Annotated in this window: 17 protein-coding genes; 7 read left to right on the top strand and 10 right to left on the bottom strand. The window is 44.5% G+C overall.

Annotated features, from left to right (window positions below; all coding sequences use genetic code 11):
• Positions 1-63: 63 nt before the first annotated feature.
• Entirely contained in the window at positions 64-1,716 is a 1,653-nt protein-coding gene (locus ACVBIO_RS06350) for an FMN-binding glutamate synthase family protein (protein ID WP_447161957.1), read from the top strand.
• 17 nt (positions 1,717-1,733) lie between these two features.
• Here the strand turns inward: ACVBIO_RS06350 and ACVBIO_RS06345 are convergent, their stop codons facing one another.
• From ACVBIO_RS06345 to sdhC, 10 genes are all read right to left on the bottom strand, one after another.
• A complete protein-coding gene (locus tag ACVBIO_RS06345) occupies positions 1,734-2,660 on the bottom strand; it encodes an AEC family transporter (protein ID WP_447172225.1) in 927 nt (308 codons plus the stop codon).
• Between the two features lie 324 nt (positions 2,661-2,984).
• Positions 2,985-3,293: a hypothetical protein gene (locus tag ACVBIO_RS06340; RefSeq protein ID WP_447162228.1), complete on the bottom strand. Its 309-nt coding sequence runs from the start codon at positions 3,291-3,293 to the stop codon at positions 2,985-2,987.
• Between the two features lie 241 nt (positions 3,294-3,534).
• Positions 3,535-4,407, bottom strand: a complete 873-nt coding sequence (gene sucD, locus ACVBIO_RS06335; RefSeq protein ID WP_447162227.1) for a succinate--CoA ligase subunit alpha — start codon at positions 4,405-4,407, stop codon at positions 3,535-3,537.
• Entirely contained in the window at positions 4,407-5,573 is a 1,167-nt protein-coding gene (gene sucC / locus ACVBIO_RS06330) for an ADP-forming succinate--CoA ligase subunit beta (RefSeq protein WP_447162226.1), read from the bottom strand. The genes sucD and sucC overlap by 1 nt, the downstream gene beginning before the upstream one ends.
• 81 nt (positions 5,574-5,654) lie before the next feature.
• Positions 5,655-6,842 carry a 2-oxoglutarate dehydrogenase complex dihydrolipoyllysine-residue succinyltransferase gene (gene odhB / locus ACVBIO_RS06325; protein WP_447172224.1) on the bottom strand — a complete coding sequence of 396 codons (1,188 nt, stop codon included), beginning with the start codon at positions 6,840-6,842 and terminating at the stop codon, positions 5,655-5,657.
• Positions 6,843-6,874: 32 nt separating this feature from the next.
• A complete protein-coding gene (gene sucA / locus ACVBIO_RS06320; protein WP_447172223.1) occupies positions 6,875-9,697 on the bottom strand; it encodes a 2-oxoglutarate dehydrogenase E1 component in 2,823 nt (940 codons plus the stop codon).
• Positions 9,698-9,902: 205 nt separating this feature from the next.
• A complete protein-coding gene (locus tag ACVBIO_RS06315) occupies positions 9,903-10,610 on the bottom strand; it encodes a succinate dehydrogenase iron-sulfur subunit (RefSeq protein ID WP_220781975.1) in 708 nt (235 codons plus the stop codon).
• 12 nt (positions 10,611-10,622) lie between these two features.
• Positions 10,623-12,389 carry a succinate dehydrogenase flavoprotein subunit gene (gene sdhA, locus ACVBIO_RS06310; protein WP_447162223.1) on the bottom strand — a complete coding sequence of 589 codons (1,767 nt, stop codon included), beginning with the start codon at positions 12,387-12,389 and terminating at the stop codon, positions 10,623-10,625.
• Positions 12,390-12,737: a succinate dehydrogenase, hydrophobic membrane anchor protein gene (sdhD, locus tag ACVBIO_RS06305; RefSeq protein WP_447162222.1), complete on the bottom strand. Its 348-nt coding sequence runs from the start codon at positions 12,735-12,737 to the stop codon at positions 12,390-12,392.
• On the bottom strand, positions 12,731-13,126 hold the full coding sequence (sdhC, locus tag ACVBIO_RS06300; RefSeq protein ID WP_447162231.1) for a succinate dehydrogenase cytochrome b556 subunit: 396 nt from the start codon (positions 13,124-13,126) through the stop codon (positions 12,731-12,733). Before sdhC ends, sdhD begins: the two co-directional genes overlap by 7 nt.
• Positions 13,127-13,537: 411 nt before the next feature.
• On the opposite strand from sdhC, the gene ACVBIO_RS06295 reads away from it, so the two are divergent.
• From ACVBIO_RS06295 to ACVBIO_RS06270, 6 genes are all read left to right on the top strand, one after another.
• Positions 13,538-14,827 carry a citrate synthase gene (locus tag ACVBIO_RS06295; RefSeq protein ID WP_447162221.1) on the top strand — a complete coding sequence of 430 codons (1,290 nt, stop codon included), beginning with the start codon at positions 13,538-13,540 and terminating at the stop codon, positions 14,825-14,827.
• Between the two features lie 65 nt (positions 14,828-14,892).
• Entirely contained in the window at positions 14,893-15,099 is a 207-nt protein-coding gene (locus tag ACVBIO_RS06290) for a citrate/2-methylcitrate synthase (RefSeq protein WP_447162230.1), read from the top strand.
• Between the two features lie 1,004 nt (positions 15,100-16,103).
• Entirely contained in the window at positions 16,104-17,165 is a 1,062-nt protein-coding gene (locus tag ACVBIO_RS06285) for an efflux RND transporter periplasmic adaptor subunit (RefSeq protein WP_447162220.1), read from the top strand.
• Positions 17,166-17,279: 114 nt separating this feature from the next.
• Positions 17,280-20,597, top strand: a complete 3,318-nt coding sequence (locus ACVBIO_RS06280; protein WP_447172222.1) for an efflux RND transporter permease subunit — start codon at positions 17,280-17,282, stop codon at positions 20,595-20,597.
• Positions 20,594-23,695, top strand: coding sequence for an efflux RND transporter permease subunit (locus ACVBIO_RS06275; RefSeq protein ID WP_447172221.1), 3,102 nt, complete (start codon positions 20,594-20,596; stop codon positions 23,693-23,695). The genes ACVBIO_RS06280 and ACVBIO_RS06275 overlap by 4 nt, the downstream gene beginning before the upstream one ends.
• 320 nt (positions 23,696-24,015) lie before the next feature.
• Entirely contained in the window at positions 24,016-26,256 is a 2,241-nt protein-coding gene (locus ACVBIO_RS06270; RefSeq protein WP_447172220.1) for a hypothetical protein, read from the top strand.
• Positions 26,257-26,535: the final 279 nt, after the last annotated feature.

The following is a 26,535-nucleotide window of genomic DNA, read 5'->3' as shown; positions in this document are numbered from 1 at the left end:
AATCGTACCAATCGCGTTCAATATAGCAATGCTAGATTAGAGTCAATAACAAAGGAATGCTTTATGACTATCATGCAAAAGGTCTATTGGGTTATTGCAACCTTAGGTAACCTAATTGCCATCAATTATATGCTTAACAACACTGGGCTGTTTCCAAGCTTAGTATTGATGTTTACCCTTTTCTATACTGCTGTCGGTTATTTTGATATCTACCACAGCTCACATACACTTAACCGGCTCTACCCTGTTGTCGCTTATCTGCGTTACTTTCTCGAGTCTTATCGAGTCGAAATCCAACAGTACTTCATCGCTAATGACACAGAAGAGACCCCTTTTAACCGTGAACAACGTTCTTTAGTCTACCAACGTGCAAAAAACGTGCGCGACACCATCGCCTTTGGCACACAGAGAAATTTATTAGAAGATAACTACCTCAGTCTGTGGCAATCACTGCACCCTAAAGAGGTTGATAAAAATAACAAACGCATTCAAATTGGTGGGCCCGATTGTTTACAGCCCTATCAAGCATCTTACTTTAATATCTCGGCCATGAGTTTTGGCTCACTGAGTGCTAATGCCATCGAATCCCTTAATCTTGGCGCATTAAAAGCGGGTTGTTACCACAACACCGGTGAAGGTGGCGTGAGTCCCTATCACCTTAAACATCATGGCGACCTAGTTTGGCAAATTGGCTCTGGTTTGTTTGGATGCCGTGATGATGCAGGTAATTTCAACCCCGACACATTTACAGCAATGGCCACTCGCCCGCAAATTAAAATGATTGAGATAAAGCTCTCTCAAGGCGCTAAACCGGGGCATGGAGGGGTATTACCTGCCGCTAAAATTACCGATGAGATTGCAGCCATTCGCCACATCCCCAAAGATAGAGATTGCGTCTCTCCAGCTGTAAACCCTGAATGCACAACGCCAAAAGACCTGCTTAACTTCATTCAGACATTACGGCAGCTCAGTGAAGGGAAACCTGTTGGCTTTAAACTCTGTGTAGGTAACCCTGTCGAGTTTTTAGGTTTATGTAAAGCGATGATTGAAACGGGGATCACCCCAGACTTTATTACCGTTGATGGTGCAGAAGGCGGCACAGGAGCCGCTCCTGTCGAGTTTACTAATAGATTGGGCATGATGTGCCTTGAGGCCATTTATTTCGTTGATAACGCCTTAACGGGTGCAGGACTCAGAGACAAGATCACAATTATCGCCTCAGGAAAAACAGCCTCAAGTTTTGATCTACTGGCAAAAATTGCGATGGGCGCAGATACCGTTAATGCGGCCAGGACCATGATGATGTCCTTAGGCTGTATTCAGTCGAGACAGTGCAACACCAACATGTGTCCTACGGGGATTGCAACACAAGACCCTGCGCGCAGTAGAGCGGTTAATATTGTAGATAAAAGCGAACGAGTCAAAAATTATCACCACAACACGCTCGAGAGTTTTTTCGAATTAGTCGGCAGTATGGGGCTAGACAATCCAGAAAAGTTACAGCCGCATATGCTCAAGCGTCGTACTCCCTATGGTCTATTAATGTCGGTAGGCAGTTTAATCCAACCGCTACAAATGAATGATCTCGTTAACGAGAATAAAGTTGCAGGTCCATGGAATGAATGGTGGCGTACGGCTCAAGCAGAAGACTTCTATTGCGAGGATGTTTATATCCTCTCTCCTGCAGAGCTGTCGCGACCTAGAAATGCTGTTTAGCAACATTTAATAATCGATTACAGTAACACCGCCAACCAAAAGCTCATGCTTAATACAGACAGTACCGTAGATAACACTACGGTACTGGCGATTGCAGCCTGTTGCGCTTGAACTTGCATAGCAACTAGATAGGCATTAACCCCCAAAGGTGAAGCACTGAGTAGAACCAAGACCACTAAATTATCACCATCGATCGACAACAGCTTAGATCCACATAAAAATACTAAAAATGGCAGTAGCAAGAGTTTGACCATGGAAGCGACAAGCGCTAATTGCCAATGACTGGTTATCTTATAAAAACTCAGGTTTGCCCCAAGCACAAACAAGGCACATGCCAAAGCCGGCTCACTGAGCAGGCGCAACCCATTAAATAAGTTATCTTCTACTTTAATCGCGAGTAAATTTAACAGTAATCCTGCAGAAATCCCCAATACAATCGGGTTTAACACTATGCCTTTTATAAACTGCCATCCATTGAATCCAGAGGTATTTTGCTTATAACTCAAAAGAAAAGTTAATGAAAAAAGCATGGCGCTATGAAAGGTGATAATTGCAAACACGTTGCCCATCATCTTCTCACCCAGCGCGCCTACGATAACTGGCAAACCAACAAGAATCGTGTTGGAATAGCTACATCCTAATCCATAAACAGCACTACTTGTGAGTAAAGCTTTACGCCCTCGCATTAGCCAGCAATATAATCCAGCAACGACCCCGTAGACACCAAGCACAGGCAGATAAAAAGCCATTAAGTTTTTAAGCTCAAAACTCTTAGCCAGATCGGCTTGGTACATATTAATGAACAAAAAAGCCGGTATGGACAGATAAAAGGTAAATAGGCTTATGCCACCGATACTTTCTTTAGTAAACGGCCCCTTCGCCGTCAGAAAATAGCCTAAGCTCGCCATAAAAAGTAATGGAAAGATGATAGTAATCGTCGACATCAAGTTAAATCCCTTAACAAATTAATACCTTTATAAATAAAGGCTTACTAGCGTGGAGAATAGCAATGGCTATAAATAAAGCTAGAGCGAGATTGAGCGCAGGGATAATAGCAGAGTACGGGTGGTTGTGTTAACAAGATTGGAACTTTGTGGTTTCTAGGTCAAAAATGTATCTAAAACCTTTTACCGGCAACGCTAAATTGACAGCTAATAAAAATCATAGCGACACCATGTCATCTCGAAGGGTTAGCCACATCGAAATAACCTAGTCCCTAACATAAAGATATTCAGATATAAAAAGCAGGGCTTTAAAGCGAGAGCATACTACTTACTAGACACATTAAGCGGAATAATATTACAGAAGATCTCCTTCTCGAACTGCTGCTCTAAGCGGTCGCGCCATGACTGCTTGTTAATTGGCACGAGGTAAAAATGCTCTCTAGACGTATCTGTTACAAAGGCTAACCCATGACGCATTAGCTCAAAGTGGATATCGTTAACAAAATCCGCAGAAAAGTTTTGGCGGCCAGTTAACTGATTGATATCTTTACGGGTGAGCGAAACACCTTCGTTGAGTTCACCAAACCTCATTCGCAGCCAATCAGAAAATTCTTTTGCACTAACCATCGACATAAAAGTTACCTACAAGTTCCCTATAGATAAATTAGGTATAACAGATTGTTAAAACTACGCCATATTTTTGACAAAATAAGACGGATTTATCGCCAATAGTTCTAGATTTGCCCCTCTTGGTAGAATTAAACTCTAAAAACAAACTGACAAAATTGAAAAATTACACTTACCTTTATTGTAAACATAAAGAGCTGGCAACAAAAAAGGCGCTAAAAGCGCCTTTTTTAAACAAGGTTAGAAATTACCAACCTGTTTTAGTACGAAGTGCCTTACCGATATCAGCAAGTGAACGTACAGTCGTTACGCCTGCAGCTTCAAGAGCCGCAAACTTATCTTCTGCCGTACCTTTACCACCAGCGATAATTGCGCCAGCATGGCCCATACGCTTGCCTTCAGGTGCAGTAACACCAGCAATGTATGATACAACTGGTTTAGTCACGTTAGCCTTGATGTATTCAGCAGCTTCTTCTTCAGCTGTGCCACCAATTTCACCAATCATTACGATTGCTTCAGTTTGTGGATCGTTTTGGAACATTTCCAATACGTCGATGAAGTTTGTACCAGGAATAGGGTCGCCACCAATACCAACACAAGTTGATTGACCAAAACCTTCATCAGTCGTTTGCTTAACCGCTTCGTACGTTAACGTACCAGAGCGAGAAACAATACCTACTTTACCTGGCTTGTGGATGTGACCTGGCATGATACCAATCTTACACTCACCAGGTGTGATAACACCTGGGCAGTTTGGACCAATCATGCGTACGCCAGTTTCTTCAAGCTTAACTTTAACTTGAAGCATATCTAACGTTGGGATCCCTTCAGTAATACAAACGATTAGCTCAATGCCACCGTCGATTGCTTCTAGGATTGCATCTTTACAGAAAGGTGCAGGCACATAGATAACTGAAGCCGTTGCGCCAGTCACTTCAACTGCGTCTTTAACAGTATTAAATACTGGAAGACCTAGATGAGATTGACCACCCTTTCCAGGAGAAACACCGCCGACCATCTTAGTGCCGTAAGCGATAGCTTGCTCTGAGTGGAATGTTCCTTGACCGCCAGTAAAACCTTGACAGATAACTTTGGTATCTTTGTTAATTAATACAGACATTATTTGCCCTCCGCAGCTTTAACTACTTGCTCAGCCGCGTCAGTTAGACTTGTAGCTGCGATAATATCTAGATCTGAGTTAGCTAGCACTTCACGACCTAGATCAGCGTTAGTACCTTCAAGACGTACAACAACAGGTACTTCAACACCGACTTCTTTAACTGCGCCAATGATGCCTTCAGCAATCATGTCACAACGAACGATGCCACCAAAGATGTTCACAAGAACAGCTTTAACGTTTGAATCAGACAAGATGATCTTGAATGCTTCAGCTACACGCTCTTTAGTCGCTCCACCGCCTACATCTAGGAAGTTAGCAGGCTTACCACCATGTAGGTTTACGATATCCATCGTACCCATTGCTAGGCCAGCACCATTAACCATGCAACCAACGTTACCGTCTAGTGCTACATAGTTAAGCTCAAACTTAGCCGCGTGAGCTTCACGAGCATCATCTTGTGATGGATCGTGCATTTCACGGATTTTAGGCTGACGGAACAATGCGTTACCATCGATACCAATCTTGCCATCAAGACAATGAATGTTGCCTTCTTCAGTGATAACAAGTGGGTTGATTTCAAGTAGTGCGAAATCATGGTCTTCAAACATTTTCGCTAGGCCCATAAAGACCTTAGTGAATTGCTTCATTTGAGTTGGGTTAAGACCTAACTTGAAACCAAGATCACGTGCCTGGTATGGCTGAGGACCTGTAAGCGGATCAATAATCGCTTTATGGATCAACTCAGGCGTTTCTTCTGCCACGGTTTCAATTTCAACGCCGCCTTCGGTAGACGCCATGAACACAACGCGTCGTGTTGAGCGATCTACTACTGCACCTAGGTACAGTTCATTTGCAATATCAGTGCAGCTTTCAACTAAAATCTTAGCAACTGGCTGACCTTTCTCGTCAGTTTGGTAAGTAACAAGGTTCTTACCTAACCAATGTTCAGCGAATGCGCGGATCTCTTCTTTATCACCGGTAACTTTAACGCCACCTGCTTTACCACGGCCGCCAGCGTGTACTTGACACTTAACAACCCACATATCACCGCCAATATGGCCCGCTGCTTCAACTGCTTCTTGAGCAGTATCACACGCAAAACCTTCTGACACTGGTAAACCATATTCGGCAAATAGAGCTTTTGCCTGATATTCATGCAAATTCATGATGATCTATCCATTCTACTTCTTATAAATTTTTCAACAGGCCCTAGTAGGGCCTGCAACGAGGGTATTGTCTGCCTTGACCTAAAGGTCGAGTAACAGACGAGTTGGATCTTCTAGGAAGTCTTTAATAGCAACCAAGTAACCAACTGATTCACGACCATCTACAATCCGGTGATCGTAAGAAAGTGCGAGGTACATCATAGGCAGGATTTCCACCTGACCATTTACTGCCATTGGGCGATCTTTAATGGCATGCATGCCTAAGATAGCGCTTTGTGGCAGATTCAGAATTGGTGTTGACATCAGTGAGCCAAATACACCACCGTTAGTCACGGTGAAGTTACCACCAGTCATATCTTCTACTGTTAGCTTACCGTCACGGCCTTTAATGGCGAGTTCACGTACATTACGCTCGATATCAGCAAGGCTCATCTTGTCTGTGTCACGTAGAACGGGTGTCACAAGGCCACGAGGAGTAGATACTGCAATGCTCACATCGAAATAGTTGTGATAGACAATCTCGTCACCATCTATTGAAGCGTTCACTTCAGGGAAACGCTTAAGTGCTTCCGTGACCGCTTTAACGTAGAAAGACATGAAACCTAGACGAATACCGTGGCGCTTCTCAAAAATCTCTTGATATTGCTTACGAATATCCATAATTGGCTTCATGTTAACTTCGTTAAACGTCGTTAGCATGGCTGTAGAGTTTTTAGCTTCAAGTAGACGATTCGCAATCGTTTTACGAAGACGTGTCATAGGTACACGTTTTTCGCTGCGCTCAGCAAGAGGTGCTACGGCAACTGGTGCACTTGCTGCTGGAGCCGATGCTGCGCCTTTGTTCTTAACAAAAGCTTCAACATCTTCTTTAGTGATACGTCCACCAATACCCGTACCGTTAACCGCATTTGCATCAACGTTGTGCTCAGCAATTAAACGACGAACTGATGGGCTCAGTGCATCATTAGACTCATCAGTCGCAGGTGCTGCAGCTTCAGCTTCAGCTTTAGTGACTTCTTGACCTGCAACTGCGCCCGCTACGAAGCTTGCAATCACAGCTTCACCAAGAACAGTATCGCCTTCTTGAGCTAAAAACTCAGCAATCTGTCCGTCTTCTGGTGCAACAACTTCAAGTACGACTTTATCAGTTTCAATATCAACAAGGATTTGATCACGAGAAACTTGCTCGCCAGCTTGAACATGCCATGTAGCAATGGTTGCATCTGCAACTGATTCTGGCAGTACGGGTACCTTAATTTCGATACTCATGGATTACGATCCTTTTTATATAATGTCTATTACTACAGCTTTAACGCACTGTTGATTAATGATTCTTGTTGCTGAGCATGCAATGCAGGGTAACCACATGCTGGTGCAGCTGAAGCTTCACGGCCTGCGTAGCTCAACTGAGCTCCCCCAGGAATGACACTCCAGAAATGATGTTGACTACAATACCAAGCACCTTGGTTTTGTGGCTCTTCTTGGCACCAAACAAAATCTTTAACGTGGCTATATTCAGCAAGGGCTGCTGCCGCTTCTTCATGTGGGAACGGGTACAGTTGTTCGACACGAATTAACGCAACATTCTCTAAGCCTTCTTTACGACGACGCTCTAAGAGCTCAAAGTAAACTTTTCCGCTACAAAATACGACTCTATCGACTTTACTTACATTTAATTCATCAATTTCGCCGATAACGTTTTGGAACGTACCGTGTGCTAACTCTTCCAGGCTAGAAACCGCTAATGGATGACGTAGCAATGACTTAGGCGACATAACCACGAGTGGGCGACGCATAGGGCGTACAACCTGACGACGTAGCATGTGGTAAACCTGAGCTGGCGTCGACGGCACACACACTTGCATGTTGTGGTTAGCACAAAGTTGGAGGAAACGTTCTAGACGTGCACTTGAGTGCTCAGGACCTTGCCCTTCATAACCATGTGGCAATAGCATCGTTAAGCCACATAAACGGCCCCACTTCTGCTCACCCGATGATAAGAACTGATCGATAACAACTTGGGCACAGTTAGCAAAATCACCAAACTGAGCTTCCCATAGTGTTAATCCACCCGGCTCGGCTGTGGCGTAACCGTATTCAAATGCTAGGACTGATGCTTCCGATAAAACCGAGTCGGTTAAATCAATGGGCCCTTGCTCATCGGCAATATTGCGCAGTGGCATATAAGCCGTTGCATCATTTTGATTATGCAATACTGCGTGACGATGGAAGAAAGTACCGCGACCAGAATCTTGACCGGTAATACGGATACGTTTCTTGTCTTCAAGAATCGACGCATAAGCCAAGGTCTCGGCAAAGCCCCAATCTAGCAGTTTTTCACCTGCAGCCATTGCTAAACGATCTTTATAAATCTTAGCAACGCGTGATTGCAGCTTGTGGCTTTCTGGTACATAACTGATTTTATCAGCTAAGTTTTTGATGCGCTCAATCGACATATGCGCATCATATGCATCATTCCACTCGGCGCCGATATAAGGGCTCCAATCGACAGAGTGAAGTGTCATTGGTCGCCACTCTTTCACGACGCAATCACCATCATCAAGTGCATCACGATAAGCATTCACCATCGAAGTTACGTCATCGCTACCCATTGCGTTTTCAGCAATTAGCTTATCGGCGTAGATCTTTCTTGGTGTTGGATGCTTTTTAATCTTGGCATACATAAGAGGCTGAGTAGCACTTGGCTCATCGGCTTCGTTATGGCCGTGACGGCGATAACAAACCAAGTCAATCACCACATCACGTTTGAATTCGTTACGGTAATCGACTGCCAATTGTGAAACAAAAGCAACCGCTTCAGGGTCATCTGCATTCACGTGGAAAATTGGTGCCTGCACCATCTTAGCGATATCAGTACAGTATTCAGTTGAACGTACGTCTTCAGTTAAGTTAGTGGTAAAGCCAACCTGATTGTTAACTACGATACGGATACTGCCGCCAACCTTAAAGCCACGAGTCTGCGACATGTTGAAGGTTTCTTGCACAATACCCTGGCCAGTAATGGCAGAGTCACCATGAATAGTGATTGGCATCACCTGCAAACCCGTATCACAACCGCGTCTATCTAAACGCGCACGTACAGAACCAATAACCACAGGGTTAACGATTTCAAGGTGAGATGGGTTAAACGCAAGTGCTAGGTGAACGTTACCACCTGGCGTTTCGAAATCTGAGGAGAAACCTTGGTGATATTTAACGTCACCAGAGCCATTAAGCTCATCACTGTGCTTACCGGCAAACTCATCGAACAACTCTGATGGTTTCTTGCCTAGAATATTGACTAGCACGTTCAAACGACCACGGTGTGCCATACCAATAACGACTTCTTTGGTACCCGCATCACCTGCGCGATAAATAATTTCACGCATCATAGGAACGAGTGCATCACCGCCCTCTAACGAGAAGCGCTTTGCCCCTGGGAACTTAGCACCTAGGTATTTTTCCATACCCTCAGCGGCGTTGAGTCCTTCAAGAATTCGAGTCTTATCTTCTTTTGAGTAGTTTGCAGCACCCAGAGACGGTTCAAGACGTTGCTGAATCCAACGTTTTTCATCGGTATCGGTAATGTGCATATACTCAGCACCGATAGAACCACAATAGGTCGCCTTTAGTGCTTTAACGAGATCCACCAGCTTCATGGTTTCACCACCATGAGCAAATGAACCCGTATTAAATTGACGCTGCATATCATCGCTATCTAAGCCGTGAAATGCTGGGTCTAACTCAGATACCTTGTCGCGCTTCCAAATATCAAGCGGATCTAAATTGGCATTCTGATGACCACGGAAACGGTGAGCGTTAATTAACTGTAGGACTTTAACTTGTTTTGCATCGACTTCATGATCGGTCACCTTAGGTGAACCTTTTTGACGTCCATCTAATGCAAGACTACGAAAATAGTCGCGTACTTTAGAGTGGGCAGCTTCTGGCACATCCGCTGATGAACCATTAACTAGAGGGAGGTTATCAAACACGACACGCCAGTCTTCAGTAACTGACTGTGGATCGACTTGATAGGCTTCATACATCTCTTCTACATAGGTCGAATTCGCGCCATTAAGATGTGACGATTCGAGCCAGGCTTTCATGATGCCTTGGTGCATTTCTATTCCTTTCAAACTGTATACACGTGCTTAGCCAAAGTCATAAATACAGATCCTTAGTAACGTAAAGGATATGTAATCTCTGTAGCCCCGAGAGTTCCAGATTTTCGTTATATTTGTCTTCCATGACACAAAAAAGAGCCACCCTCCACAGGGAAAGTGACTCATATAGAGCTATATCAATATCGGCTCTTGGTTCTGCATACTAAACGGCTCTCTGCAGCAGCATAGACTTAATATGTCCAATTGCTTTTGTCGGATTAAGCCCTTTAGGACAAACGTCAACGCAGTTCATGATGCCGTGGCAGCGAAATACGCTGTACGCGTCATCAAGCCCAGATAAACGTTCCTCAGTTGCCGTATCACGGCTATCGATCAAGAAGCGATAGGCATGTAGCAAGCCACTTGGACCGATAAACTTGTCTGGGTTCCACCAGAATGAAGGACAAGCCGTAGAACAACATGCACACATGATGCACTCATAGAGTCCATCTAAATGCTCACGCTCTTCTGGTGATTGCAGATGTTCACGCGCAGGCGTTTTTTCGTCGTTAATCAAGAAAGGCTTAATCTTTTCGTACTGGGTATAGAACTGAGTTAGGTCAACAATCAAATCACGTACTACAGGCATGCCTGGCAGTGGACGGATTTCGATTTTTTTCCCTTTAAAGGTAGAAACTGGCGTAATACACGCAAGGCCGTTTTTACCATTCATGTTGATACCATCACTACCACATACGCCTTCACGGCATGAGCGTCTAAACGCGAGTGTTGGGTCTAACTCTTTAAGCTTTAATAGTGCATCCAGTACCATCATGTCGGTACCTTCATCCACTTCTAAGCTGTAATCCTTCATGTATGGCTTAGTGTCTACATCAGGATTGTAGCGATAAACTGCAAATTCCAATTTCATCGGGTCTTCTCCTTAGTAGGTACGCTTAATTGGCGGGAATGCGGCACGAAGTTTTGGTTCCATGTTCACATCACGCTTAGTCATTAGCTCGGTAACCGGGTCGTAGATACTGTGGCATAACCAGTTATCATCATCACGCTCTAGGTAATCTTCACGTGAATGTGCACCACGACTTTCTGTACGGAAGTTGGCCGCTGTTGCCGTAGCAATTGCAGTTGCCATCAAGTTATCTAACTCTAAACATTCAATACGCTGAGTATTGAACTCTGTTGAGTTATCAGAAAGTTTCGCATTAGCCAAACGTTCGCGGATAGCTTTAAGCTCTTTAAGGCCTTCAGCCATCGCATCGCCACTTCTAAATACTGAGAAGTTAAGCTGCATACAAAGTTGTAAGTCTTTACGGATAACCGTTGGATCTTCACCATCTTTGTTGCTTTCCCAGCGATTTAGACGCGCTAGAGAGGCATCGATATCAGCTTGTGTTGCATCTTTTGCAATCGGTGTTTCGTCCAATGCTTTACCTAAGTGTTGACCCGCTGCTCGACCAAATACTACAAGATCTAACAATGAGTTACCACCCAATCGGTTCGCACCGTGCACCGATACGCATGCTATTTCACCAACCGCGAATAGACCGATTACATCTTCTTCAGTGCCATCGCTATTTTGGCGTACAACTTGACCACTCACTTTGGCTGGTAGACCACCCATCATATAGTGACAAGTCGGTAAAACTGGGATTGGACCATCTGCTGGATCGATATGTGCAAAAGTACGAGACAATTCACAAACACCAGGAAGACGTGCTTCAAGGGTTTCTTTACCTAAGTGATCAAGCTTAAGTAAACAGTGCGGACCTAATGGGCCATCAAGACCACGACCTTCACGGATTTCAGTCATCATAGAGCGTGCAACCACGTCACGAGATGCTAAATCTTTCGCATTAGGTGCGTAACGTTCCATGAAACGTTCGCCGTCTTTGTTTAGCAGATAACCGCCTTCGCCACGACAACCTTCAGTGACCAAAACACCTGCGCCAGCAATACCCGTTGGGTGGAACTGCCACATTTCCATGTCTTGCATCTGCACGCCAGCGCGCATCGCCATACCCACACCGTCGCCAGTGTTAATATGAGCGTTAGTAGTAGAGGCGTAGATACGACCTGCTCCACCTGTCGCTAAAATCGTTGCTTTTGCTTTGAAATAAACAATTTCGCCAGTTTCAATTTCAATTGCAGTACAACCGACAATCACACCGTCTTCATTTTTAACCAAGTCGAGTGCATACCACTCAGAAAAGACTTCGGTCTTATGTTTAACGTTTTGCTGGTAAAGGCAATGCAATAATGCGTGACCGGTACGGTCTGCAGCAGCTGCGGTACGCGCCGCTTGCTCACCACCAAAGTTTCTAGATTGGCCGCCAAATGGGCGCTGATAAATAGTGCCGTTTTCGAAACGTGAGAAAGGTAAACCCATATGCTCAAGCTCAATAACGGCTTCAGGACCGGTCTTACACATAAACTCAATCGCTTCTTGGTCACCGATAAAATCAGAACCTTTAACGGTATCGTACATGTGCTGTTCCCAGTGATCTTCGTGCGCATTACCAAGGGCTACAGTAATACCACCCTGTGCAGATACGGTATGAGAACGAGTTGGGAATACTTTAGATAACAGCGCACAGCTCTTACCTTCTTTAGAAATCTGTAGAGCGGCACGCATACCGGCGCCACCAGCACCGATTACAACCGCGTCAAATTCGCGAACTGGAATACCCACTTAAACACCCCACACAATCAAAATGCCTGCGACCAAATAACTGAAGGCTGCTACGACAAAAACAAACTGAAGTACACCACGTAGAGAAACACACTTTACATAATCAGTCAGCACCTGCCAGATCCCAATCCAGGCATGTATCAACACTGCAACTAGCGCGAGTACGGTGAAGACTTTCATTGGCAACGTGCTAAATAAGCCATGCCATGCGTCATAAGTTAGTGGAGAGCTACATGCGATAAACCCAACCAAGAAAATGGTATAACAGGCTAGGATTACTGCACTTGCACGTATAAGAATAAAGTCATGGACACCGCTGCGCCCAAAACTTGCTGCGTTAGTTACCATACCCAAATCCCCGCAATGATTGAAAACACTACTGACAAGGCAATAGCGACTTTAGCCGAAGTTACACCAGAAGAAAGTTCTTCCCAGTAGCCAGCATCCATCACTAAGTGGCGAATACCCACTATTAAGTGATAACCCAGCGCGGTAAGAATTCCCCAAACGATGAACTTAACAACAAAGTTATCAAAAAGAGATTGGACGCCAGCGAAACTCTCGGCTGATGCTAATGATTCATTAAGCAACCAGATAAGGATACCGACGGCAAACAGCATGATGACACCCGATACACGATGAAGAATCGACGCGATCGCTGTTGCAGGGAAGCGTATGGTCTGCAGATCTAAATGGACAGGTCTTTGCTTTTTCACGTTCTGCTCACTCTGCTCAATTGAGCTATTTTTTGTTATATGAACCGCTTTCGCTCAAATTCTAACCAGTGATCAAGATCACGGTTTAGAACTTTTACAAAAGAAAACTTGAAACAAACATTTAACAGTTTTAGCAACCACTAATTAAGCATGCAAATAAGTGATAACTAATCGCTAATGTATGCAGCTCTTCTGAGCTGCGGCAAGTATACGTGGGTGAAATGTCAAATACAAACATCACATTATGCAAATTTAGTTTTTTTGGTGAAAAAATCTGCCAAGCTGCTGTTGGCACAGGTAGTTAATGGCATTTAATACCATGGTCTAACGAATTTAAACGCTTATTTAAATTGAAATGTGATCTAGATTCACTGTAAAGTATTGACGTTTGATAAGCCGCACTCAATAAGAATGAAGTAAGGAGAATGGGGTATGGCTGACAATATAGCCAAATTAGAACTACCAGGGAATGATTCAATCGATCTACCTATTAAAGAAGGTACGGCAGGATTTGATGTAATCGACATCAGCAAGTTAGGTAGCAAAGGTTACTTTACTTTCGATCCAGGATTTCTTGCGACCGGATCTTGTGAATCTGCAATTACTTATATCGATGGTGAGAAAGGAATACTGCTTCACCGCGGTTACCCGATCGATCAACTGGCGACAGAATCAAGTTACTTAGATTTATGCTATTTGTTGCTTTATGGAGAGCTTCCAAGTAAAGCTGAATACGAAAAATTCGTACACACAGTAAAGACTCACACCATGGTTAACGAGCAACTGGCCTTCTTTTTTAGAGGATTCAGACCTGATGCTCACCCAATGGCGATGTTATGTGGCGTAACTGGCGCCCTATCGGCGTTTTACCAAGACTCTTTAGATGTGAATGACGAACGTCATCGCGAAATTGCCGCGTATCGTTTGGTATCGAAGATGCCAACAATTGCAGCGATGTGTTACAAGTATTCAATCGGTCAGCCGTTTGTCTACCCACGTAACGACTTAAGCTATGCTGGCAACTTCTTAAGCATGATGTTTGCAGTACCTTGTGAAGAATACAAGGTTAACCCAATCGTTGAACGTGCCATGGATCGTATTTTCATCCTACACGCTGACCACGAGCAAAATGCGTCAACATCTACCGTACGTTTAGCGGGCTCTTCAGGTGCTAATCCATTTGCATGTATTGCAGCGGGTATTGCGTCTCTATGGGGTCCTGCGCACGGCGGAGCGAATGAAGCATGCCTAAATATGCTGGAAGAGATCGGTACTGTTGATCGTATTCCAGAGTTTATTGCACGTGCTAAAGATAAAGAAGATCCATTCCGTCTTATGGGCTTCGGTCACCGTGTTTACAAGAACTTCGACCCTCGCGCTAAAGTAATGCGTGAAACATGTCATGAAGTGCTTGCCGAACTGAAAGTGAACGATCCGCTTCTAGATGTAGCCATGGAGCTTGAGCGTATTGCACTAGAAGATGAGTATTTCGTGTCTAAGAAGCTTTATCCCAATGTTGATTTCTACTCAGGGATCATCATGAAAGCCATTGGCATTCCAACAAGCATGTTCACAGTATTGTTCGCCCTAGCGCGCACAGTCGGTTGGATTGCACATTGGAAAGAGATGCTAGATCAGCCAGGTCATAAGATCAGTCGTCCTCGCCAGCTTTATACGGGTGATGCTAAGCGTGACTTTATCGATTTAGATAAACGCGGATAAATATCAGTCATCATCACATTTAAGCTCGTCACTTAAATTGAGATACGACGACCTAAAAGGCACTCATTGAGTGCCTTTTTTATTATCTGGTTCTATACTATAAAATATTCCGGCATGTTCACCCAATATGGTTCGCGTTAGCGCGCACAGTCGGTTGGATTGCACATTGGAAAGAGATGCTAGATCAGCCTGGTCATAAGATCAGTCGTCCTCGCCAGCTTTATACGGGTGATGCTAAGCGTGAATTTATCGATTTAGATAAACGCGGATAAATATCAGTCATCATCACATTTAAGCTCGTCACTTAAATTGAGATACGACGACCTAAAAGGCACTCATTGAGTGCCTTTTTTATTATCTGGTTCTATCCTATAGAGTATTCCGGCATGTTCACCCAATATGGTTCGCCCTAGCGCACAGTCGGTTGGATTGCACATTGGAAAGAGATGCTAGATCAGCCTGGTCATAAGATCAGTCGTCCTCGCCAGCTTTATACGGGTGATGCTAAGCGTGAATTTATCGATTTAGATAAACGCGGATAAATATCAGTCATCATCACATTTAAACTCGTCACTTAAATTGAGATACGACGACCTTTTTATTGCGCCTAATTCGCTACTCCCCATTACTCTTGCTCGATATTTCAGCAGTCCGTACTCAAATTAGCAGTACTCAAGCAGTAGTATGTTCAAACAAGTAGCATCCAGTCATATTTAAAACCAAGCGACTTTCAAGCAAGCGGCTCTCAAACAAGCGGAGCTCAAGCAGTAACATCAGTGAGTAACCCAGCAAGCCGTTAGCCACTCAATAGCGATATCTCCTCAATAAATTGTATCAATTCGTCATGTTTATAACTCATTGCGACGACTATATCCGACGAGTAAATACGCCAAATAAAATTCATCATGAAAAATGCTAATGACAGCAAAAAAGGCGTTTCTACATAGTAAAAACAGTCATATCCGTTAGCTAAATACGCGATATTGATGGCTCATCTAGCCTAAACCTTTCAATTAGTCACAACTCATATCTGTGAGAAATCGTTATAAAGCACTGCTATAAAGTTAGCTAAAGGCAGTAAATAGACAGTAAATCGTCAGCAGAGTATATTTTTGTTAAAAAAACCAACATATGTAACTTTTCGCTACATTTTGTGATCAAAACACAAAAAACGAACACAGCATGAACATAAGCTGCTGAATAAAAACAACTTTTAACTTTGGCACACATCCTGCTTTATCAGGCCTATCGGAAAATAGAATTAGGGCCTACTTACATGGAAACGTTAAATAAAAATAGAATCATTTTAACTCTACTAATCGCAACACTATTAAGTGCATGTGGCGCAGAAGAGCAGGCTAAGGAAGAAGAGAAGTATGCTGTTCCTGTTGAGACTGCAACCGTCATCCAAGGAGATGTTTCTTCTTTTTACAGCACGACTGCCACATTAGAAGCACCTCAAGAAGCTAACGTTGTCACTCGAGTGGCTGGTCTAATCCAAGAGATTAAGGTTGAAGAAGGCGATAGAGTTAAAAAGGGCCAACTGTTAGCTGTTATCGACTCTAAGAGACAGAAGTTTGATTTAGACCGCTCTCAAGCAGAAGTAGAGATCATTGAGCAAGAATTAAATCGCCTTAAAAAGATAACCAATAAAGAGTTTTTCAGTGCCGACTCTATGGCAAAACTTGAATACAACCTACAGGCCGCCATGGCAAAGCGAGATTTAGCCGCGCTTTATGTCCAAGAAAGTCTGATCCGCTCGCCTATCGATGGCATCGTTGCCACCCGCTTTGTCAAATCTGGCAATATGGCGAAAGAGTTTGATGAACTATTTTACGTGGTTAATCAAGACGAACTTTACGGCATAGTACATCTGCCAGAGCAACAACTTCAGCACCTTCGTTTAGGCCAACAAGCCGAGATTTACGCTAATAAACATCTCCAACAAACCACTCACGCGACAGTATTGCGGATCAGCCCCATCGTTGATCCACAAAGCGGCACCTTTAAAGTCACGCTGTCAGTGCCAAATCAAAATGCCACACTTAAAGCCGGTATGTTCACACGTGTTGAGCTTAAGTACGACACTCATAGTAATGTCATCACAGTGCCTTACAACGCAGTGATAAACCAAGACAACGAATTTGCCCTCTATGTTATCGATGGTGAAAATGCCGATCGCCGCAGTGTCTCTCTTGGCTATCGCGAAGCCGATACCGTTGAAATCGTCGCCGGTATTGAGCCTGGAGAACAGATTGTGATCCGCGGTCAACAGAATCTCAAAGATCAATCATTAGTCGAAGTCATCAATTCATTAGACCTAGCGTCTGCCAAATAAATAGGGAGACTGCGGTGTCTATTATCAAAAAATTTCAGCCTCAAGCGACAGTTGAGTTAACTCATTCATTAGATCTAGCGTCAGCTAAATAGATAAGTAACAACGGAGCACGTTATGTCTATTATAAAAACTGCGGTTAATCGACCGGTAACAGTATGGATGTTTATGTTTGCGGTCATTCTTTTCGGCATGGTGGGATTCTCTCGCCTTGCGGTAAAGCTTTTACCTGACTTGAGCTATCCGACCATCACTATTCGTACGCTATATGTGGGTGCGGCGCCCGTTGAAGTCGAGCAACTTGTGTCTAAGCCCATTGAAGAGGCTGCAGGTATTGTAAAGGGGCTTAGAAAAATCAGCTCAATTTCTCGCTCAGGCATGTCTGATGTTGTGCTTGAGTTTGAATGGGGCACAGATATGGATATGGCAAGCTTAGATGTACGAGAAAAGCTCGACACCATTGAGTTGCCTCTGGATGTGAAAAAGCCATTATTACTGCGTTTCAACCCTAATTTAGACCCCATAGTACGTTTAGCCCTATCCGTTGCAGATGTCAGTGAAAGCGGACAAAGCACAACAGATGGGATGAGCGAAACTGAATTAAAACAGATGCGCACTTATGCAGAAGAGGAGTTAAAGCGCCAACTTGAGTCTTTATCTGGCGTTGCAGCGGTCAGGCTTTCAGGTGGATTACAGCAAGAAGTTCATATTCAGTTAAACCAGCAAAAACTCACTCAGCTTAATTTAAGCGCAGATCTTATCCGCAGTCGTATTGCCGAAGAGAATATTAACCTTTCGGCAGGTAAAGTAATCCAAGGTGACAAAGAATACTTAGTTCGTACTCTTAATCAGTTTAACTCGCTTGATGAGCTCGGCCAGATAGTGATCTACCGTGATGAGCAAACACTGGTTCGCCTCTTTGAAGTCGCCCAAATCGTCGATGCTTTTAAAGAGCGCAATGACATTACTCGCATAGGCGATAAAGAGTCGATTGAACTGGCCATTTATAAAGAAGGTGATGCCAATACTGTTGCCGTGGCTCGTAAAGTCACCGCTGAACTGAATAAACTTAATGAGCGTAATGCCAAGGCTGAATTAAAGGTTATTTACGATCAATCTGAATTTATTGAAAGTGCTGTTAATGAGGTCACCACTGCAGCCTTGATAGGTAGCTTGCTATCGATGCTAGTCATCTACCTGTTTCTAAGAGATATTATTCCGACCCTGATTATCTCAATTTCTATTCCGTTTTCGGTTATCGCAACCTTCAATATGATGTACTTTGCCAATATCAGCCTTAACATCATGTCACTAGGGGGAATTGCCTTAGCTGTAGGACTGCTCGTTGATAACGCCATTGTGGTGCTAGAAAACATCGACCGCTGTAAGTCGCTCGGTATGAACCGACTCGAAGCTGCGGTTACGGGGACCAAAGAGGTCGCCGGCGCTATTTTTGCTTCAACCCTCACCACCCTTGCGGTATTTGTACCATTAGTGTTTGTCGATGGTGTAGCAGGAGCGCTGTTTTCCGACCAAGCGTTAACTGTCACCTTCGCCCTACTCGCCTCATTGCTTGTCGCGCTCACGACAATTCCGATGCTGGCCTCTCGCGAAGGCTTTAAAGCCTTGCCGCCTTTATTGGAACAAACCATTAAGCCAAAGCCTCAGACTAAAATCGCCAAATTGAAACATTACAGTGCAACAGTCTTTTCGTTTCCTTTTGTATTGATATTTAACTATCTGCCAAGCGCACTCTTAACCTTAGTGCTTATTGTGGGACGTAGTCTATCTTGGTTAACTGGGTTGATAATGCGCCCCATTAGCGGCGCGTTTAACTGGGGCTACCACAAATTAGAGCGCTTCTATCATAAGCTATTAGCCGCCGCACTTAAGTTTCGCGTCTTAACGCTATCTATTGCGATTGCTGTCACTGCGGGAGCGACGCTGTTAATACCGCGCCTTGGCATGGAGCTAATTCCACCGATGAATCAAGGCGAGTTTTATGTGGAGGTGTTACTGCCACCTGGAACTGAAGTGGCTCAAACAGATCGCGTACTGCGAACCCTTGCGCTGTCGATAAAAGATCGCAGCGATGTAAAGCATGCCTATAGTCAGGCAGGTAGTGGTGGCTTAATGACATCAGACACTTCACGCGGGGGTGAAAACTGGGGGCGTTTACAAGTTGTGCTTAGCGATCATAATGCCTTTGATGCTGTTGCGAATAAGCTACGTGCAACAGCAATGCGCATTCCTGAGCTTGAAGCCAAGGTGCAACACCCTGAGCTATTTAGCTTCAAAACCCCACTGGAGATTGAGCTGATTGGTTACGATTTAGGCCAACTTAAGCAAACTGCCGACAATTTAGTCGATGCCTTAGCGGGATCTGACCGTTTTGCCGATATCAATACCAGTTTACGTGATGGCCAACCAGAACTTAGCATTCGCTTTGACCATGAACGATTAGCCGCACTGGGTATGGATGCTCCTACCGTCGCTAACCGCATTGCCCAGCGCATTGGCGGTACGATTGCCAGTCAGTACACAGTGAGAGATCGTAAAATTGACATATTGGTCCGTAGCGAACTCGAAGAACGCAATCAGATAAGCGATATCAATTCGATGATTATTAATCCAAACAGTAGTCATCCTATATCGCTCAGCGCAGTAGCTGATGTCAGCCTAAAACTTGGTCCCTCTGCGATTAACCGCATTAGCCAGCAACGAGTTGCCATTGTGTCTGCAAACTTGGCATACGGGGACTTAAATGATGCCGTGCTAACCGCTCGCGATATTTTAGCCGCGCAAACGCTGCCAACTTCAGTTCAAGCCCGCTTTGGTGGTCAGAACGAGGAGATGGAGCATTCATTCAAGTCTCTACAAATTGCCTTAGTATTAGCGGTGTTTTTAGTTTACTTGGTGATGGCGAGTCAATTTGAATCACTGCTGCACCCCCTACTCATCCTTATCGCGGTACCAATGGCGGTAGGTGGCAGTATTTTAGGTCTGTATATCACCCAAACCCATCTCAGTGTGGTGGTGTTTATCGGCCTTATTATGCTGGCGGGGATTGTGGTTAATAACGCCATTGTACTGGTCGATAGAATTAACCAACTACGTCAAAGTGGCGAAGATAAGCTGACTGCAATCTCAAACGCAGCCAAATCCCGTTTACGTCCAATTATCATGACCACAATGACCACCGCTCTGGGCCTATCTCCTATGGCGTTTGGCCTAGGTGATGGCAGTGAAGTGAGGGCGCCAATGGCGATTACTGTCATTTTCGGTCTATCTTTGTCGACCTTACTGACTTTGGTTGTGCTGCCTGTACTTTATGCCGTCTTTGACAGAAAAGAGTATGACCGAAAGGAATTTGATAAAAATAACAGTGAGACAGTTGTAGTCAACAAGCAAACGCTTGAAGGAGGCAAAGCATGAATATCACCCGCTTAGCCATTGCAAGGCCCGTGACCACCACAATGTTTTTTGTGGCAATCCTACTCTTTGGCCTTGCTTCAAGTCGATTACTACCACTTGAGATGTTCCCAGGCATCGACATCCCTCAAGTTATTGTTGAGGTGCCTTATAAAGGCTCAACACCTGCGGAAGTGGAACGTGATATCACTAATATACTGGAGGAGTCATTAGCCACAATGGGCGGTATTGAGGAGCTACGTTCGAGTTCTTCACAAAATGGTGCTGAAATTGAGCTAAGAATGAAATGGGAAGAAAACGTTGCCACCAAAAGCTTAGAAGCCCGCGAAAAAATCGATGCGGTGCGCCATTTACTGCCTAAAGATGTTGAGCGAGTGTTTATCAGGCAATTTAGTACCGCCGATATGCCAGTACTCAACTTGCGAATATCGAGCGACCGCGAACTATCTAGCGCGTTTGACCTGCTCGACAAGCAGCTTAAAAGACCGCTTGAGCGCGTTGAAGGCGTATCACAGGTTACACTTTATGGGGTTGAACAGAAGCAGATTGAAATTCGCATTAATGCCGATAAGCTGGCATCGAGCAATATTTCAGTCCAAGCACTTAACCGCCGTTTACAGCAAGAAAACTTTGTCATTAACGCGGGGGTGCTAAAAACTGACTCTCGTGTTTATCAAGTCTCGCCAAAAGGCGAGTTTAGAAACTTAGATGATATTACCGCCTTAGTGCTCGCGCCGGGGATCACCTTAGGGGATATTGCAACGGTCAGTTTTTCACTGCCGGAGCGATTAGATGGCCGTCATTTAGATCAGAACTACGCCGTGGGTTTAGATGTCTTTAAAGAGTCGGGCGCGAATCTAGTCGAGGTATCAGAACGCGTCATGAAGGTCATTGATGAGGCTAAACAGGACTCACAGTTTGAGGGCATTAAACTGTTTGTCATGGAAGATCAGGCCTATGGGGTTACCTCATCGCTGCGCGATTTACTTGCTGCGGGGTTAATTGGCGCCCTACTGTCATTTGTCGTTCTGTACCTGTTTCTTCGCGATCTAAAAATGACCTTAGTGATTGTCTCTTCTGTGCCGATTGCTATCTGCATGACCCTCGCTGCCATGTATTTACTTGGCTACAGCCTCAATATCTTGTCTATGATGGGCTTATTACTTGCGGTAGGTATGTTGATTGATAACGCCGTGGTCGTGACCGAAAGCGTACTGCAAGAAAAGCAGGCACTCGATACTGATGGCAATGCTAAACCGAGTGCTAGCGCTGATGAGCAAAAAGCGGTCAATGCACCGATGACGACGAGCGCGATTCTTCTGGGCGTCGACAAAGTCTCGCTTGCTGTACTAGCGGGCACCATGACCACGGCAATCGTATTTTTACCCAATATTTTCGGCGTCAAAGTCGAGCTCACCATCTTTTTAGAACATGTGGCTATCGCTATCTGTATTTCACTGGCTGCATCTTTGTTAGTCGCTAAAACTCTGCTGCCATTAATGCTCAGTAAAATGACTTTTAAAGCCAAAAAGACGACTAAGCAGAGTCGGTTGCAAACAAACTATCGTCGTAGCCTCAACTGGATCTTAGCTCACCCACGCCTATCGGGTGTGTTAGCTTTCGTGATCTTAGCGTCAACTGCACTGCCCCTGAGTATGGTCAGCCAGGATCAATCAGATGGTGAAGGCAATAATCGTTTATACATTAACTATCAAGTGGAAGGCCGCCATAGTTTAGATGTCACCGAAGCCATGATAACTAAGATGGAAAGCTACCTATATGCCAATAAAGACAAGTTCCAAATTGATTCGGTATACAGCTACTTTTCTGCCGACAGAGGTCAATCGACATTGATTTTAAAAGAAGATACCGAAGTCGATATGAAAGCACTCAAGAAAACCATTCGTGAAGGTTTTCCTAAGTTTGCCATCGCTAAGCCACAATTTGGCTGGGGTGGGGAAAACAACGGTGTGCGCGTCTCTCTCACTGGTCGTTCAACTTCTGAGTTAATTCGCCTTAGCCAGCAAGTCATTCCTCTGCTTAGCAATATTGATGGACTCACTGATGTGCGTTCTGAATTAAACGGTGCCCAACAAGAAGTGGTGATCCGCATCGACCGCCAAATGGCCGCGAGACTCGATCTTAAGCTCAATGAAATTGCGTCGAGCATCTCGATGGCGCTTCGAGGTACACCTCTACGATCATTTCGCCATGATCCCAATGGAGAACTGCGTATCGAAATGTCGTTTGAGCAGCAATGGCGATTATCGCTTGAGAAGTTAAAACAACTGCCAGTGATCCGCATCGATAACCGTGTCTACACCTTAGACAGCTTGGCCAAGGTTGAGGTTTTACCAAGATTCGATACCATTCGGCATTACGATAGACAGACCGCACTGTCGATTGGTGCAAATCTAGATGAACTGACGACTGAGGAAGCGCAGAACAAAATCACTCAAGTGATGGACAACGTTAACTTCCCTGCAGGTTACGGCTATTCATTAAGAGGTGGCTTTCAAAAACAAGATGAAGATGAAGCGGTAATGGCAACCAATATGATCTTGGCGATTGCGATGATCTACATAGTCATGGCCGCGCTGTTTGAGTCGTTATTATTGCCAACTGCAATTATCACCTCAATCCTATTCTCCATTACCGGCGTATTTTGGGCACTACTGTTTACGGGTACGCCTATGTCAATTATGGCGATGATTGGGATTTTGATCTTGATGGGTATTGTGGTCAATAACGGCATTGTACTGGTGGATCAGATTAATCAACTATCACCTGAGCTTGATGAGTTATCAGACACCATTAGCGCCGTATGTTTCACCCGTCTGCGTCCAGTGCTTATGACAGTAGGAACAACAGTATTAGGCTTAGTCCCACTTGCCATGGGTGATACTCAGCTCGGCGGTGGCGGTCCATCATACTCGCCGATGGCGATTGCGATTATCGGCGGCCTCACCTTCTCAACCGTCACTAGCTTGTATTTAGTGCCCTTGTGTTATCAAGCCCTGTATAGAATGCGTCACAACAGTGCTATACGCCTTGGTCAAGCTGATAGATTCTCAAGAAGGCTATTACCTTGGATGAATTAATACAGACAAACACGTAGATGAAACCCAAAAAGGCTGTTTATTCAGCCTTTTTGCACTTTAGTTCAAAGAAAAGTATTCATAGAAAGCATTCATAGAAAAATAGCAGATGTTCGCCCTTCCTCTTTTCTCCGCCCCCAAGATTCTGTTCCACTAATGCGACACGTTAAATCATTGAAGACTCTAAAGATAACTGGGAGTGTCACCCTCTTGCGACACCTTAGTCATGAGTAAAGTCTATCTCATTGAATCTTATAGCCTAATTGTTGGCATCAAATATGTATTAAATCAGGATGAATATTGCGATAAATGAGGTATCAATTATGAGTATTCACAATAAACCTCGTTTCTCATTTTTACCTATGTTTGCAGCACTTGTCCTTGCAGGACTGCCAATAGCAGCTAATGCGCTATCGGGTGCGATTTTCACCACCACAGCCGATGGTGGCATAGTTAATGAGAATGTGAGATATGGAAGTAAACTCGAAGTCTATCTTGATGGTGGGCCTAGAATGAATGCGCCAGCATCCGCTGCGGCGCTTCCTGATGGTAACTACTATTTCCAAGTCACCGATCCTAGCGGTAAGCAACTACTCTCCCTCGATCCTGTCGACTGCCGAGAAGTAAAAATCGAAAATGGCGTCATTACCCAATACCTAGGAGAGAGCCGTACTTACTTGGATAAGGGAAAGTTGGTTTCCTGTACAAAGTTCCCAACCAATGGTAAAAAAACGATTACGGTTCATGAATTTAACCCAGACATCGATCACGGTGGAACCCCTCTCAATGCCATGGTCATTCAGCTCTACCCTTATGCCGACACTCCCAATAAAGGTGGAGTTTATAAAGCTTGGATGACCCGTACGGATAAATATAGCGAGCAAAATGAAGGCTTTCACGGCTTTATTCCACGCTATGCTAAAACCGACAACTTTAAGGTAAAAGAGAAAAAACCTCAGTACGGTATTATCGCACTGCGTAACTACCACGATGCCAACTTAAACTGTCGTTTAGACCTAGGCGAGAAGTTTATCTGGCAATGGCAATATGGTATCGAAGATGGCATAAATGTGCGTAATGACGACAACACCAATGACGAGTCAAGTGGCGACCCAACCACTATCTTGCTTAAAGAGGCACTAGGCCAGTTAAATGATACATGGTCTTTAGACCACTTCAGATGGACAGAGCATCAAGACAAGAACCTCAATAGTCAATATTTAACCACATCAGGTTATGTTCATGACTACCAAGCGTTTAGCTCACTCAATACCGGCCCAGAGGATCCTAATCTTTGGGATGGCGATGACGCTAATGACTTTATCCAGCGTTTCGTCATGGAAATGCCTTGTCCTGATTTGTTTGATGACGGCTTAGCGCCACATACCAGTAATGAGTTCTCTGATTTTATCCCTGCAGCCTTAGGTGTAGAGCCTATGGTAGCTAGCGATCCACAGATCACTCTTACATTAAGTCAGGTGGGTTTTGCCAATATTGCGGTTAAAAAAGTATTCGATACCAATAATAATGGTATCCATGATGCCAACGAAGTTGGGATAGCCAACTGGCCAGTTCGATTAAAGTATGCACCTAGCTTACTTGAGTCTAACGGTGGCCCTATACCCGATACTATCAGTAGCACGGTTAATAAAGACGTGTATGACGAAGTGGTAGCACGCTTTGGACTCACCGCCGACCCGATCCTAGAAAACGGTTATGCAAACCGCATAACAGATGCCAACGGTATGATGACCTTCAGCGTTCTATTACCCAATGGATATGGTGATGCACCGCTAACTCCCTATCCATCAGACTTCTACCAAGTTGAAGAGGCATCTGCTCAAGGCTGGATGGCAACATCAAGTGTCACTCTTGAGTTTGATGTGCGCTCCGAGGCTAGCGGCCCAGATGGTCGATTCCCCCCTATCATGGGTAATGCCTACCTAGACAATAGCAGCACGCCTTTAGGTGACGTGGTATTTACTAATATCTGTTTCAAGGAGGCGAGTTTCGGCACTAAAGGCTATTGGCATAACAAAAACGGGCTGGGCGAAATGGAAGCAGCATTTGTCACAAGTTATATCAATGGTTTAGACCCTTATGACAGCGAAACAAGCTACTTCGGTAAAGGCGATGAGCCATTTGACGGTATGTTCACCAATGGTACACCTGTCGATGCTGCATACAAAAATGACTCAATCACAGATGGAATTTCAGCTGGTGCGGGTACCGTGAAAGCCGAAGTGTCACATTTTCTCATTGACGGTAATGGTGGCGGCGATCCAAGGGAACAACTTGCCCAGCAATTACTGGCATTTTTGTTCAATATTGAGTACCGCCTTGGCGGTGATGCGGTGTTAATGATGCCTGGCGGAGGCACTATGTCTAGCGCAGATATCGTTTCAGCTGCTATTGCGGCATGGCAAGGTACCGACGCCGCAGCGCAAAATCACTACAAGACCTTGCTCGATACCTTTAACAACATGAAGGTTGCCGATGGTAACGGGGTTAAGTATGTACCGAGCGCCCCCGCAGATTGTCCGGCGCTCCCAAGTCCATACTAATGCCTATAACCTAATAGTTATAACCAATGCTACAACTAATAAGAGCTCAGGGAGGAGCTCATTTTTTCATCATCAAAAAACACCATATTACCGCTGCTTACTTAACACTGCTTGGAGGCTGAGGCCCACTGTCTCAATATTAAGACAACATAAAAAATAATAATAACCGCTTTTACAAACAATTAGATGACTTAAGACTGTGTTACGCAGATGCTCCCACATTGTAAGACTTGCGATCCCCCATATACAGCCTAAAATTTGTGCATAACTTATTCTCTA

The sequence above is a fragment of the Shewanella sp. 0m-8 genome, from assembly GCF_052977265.1.
This window is presented reverse-complemented; position numbering and strand designations above follow the sequence as displayed.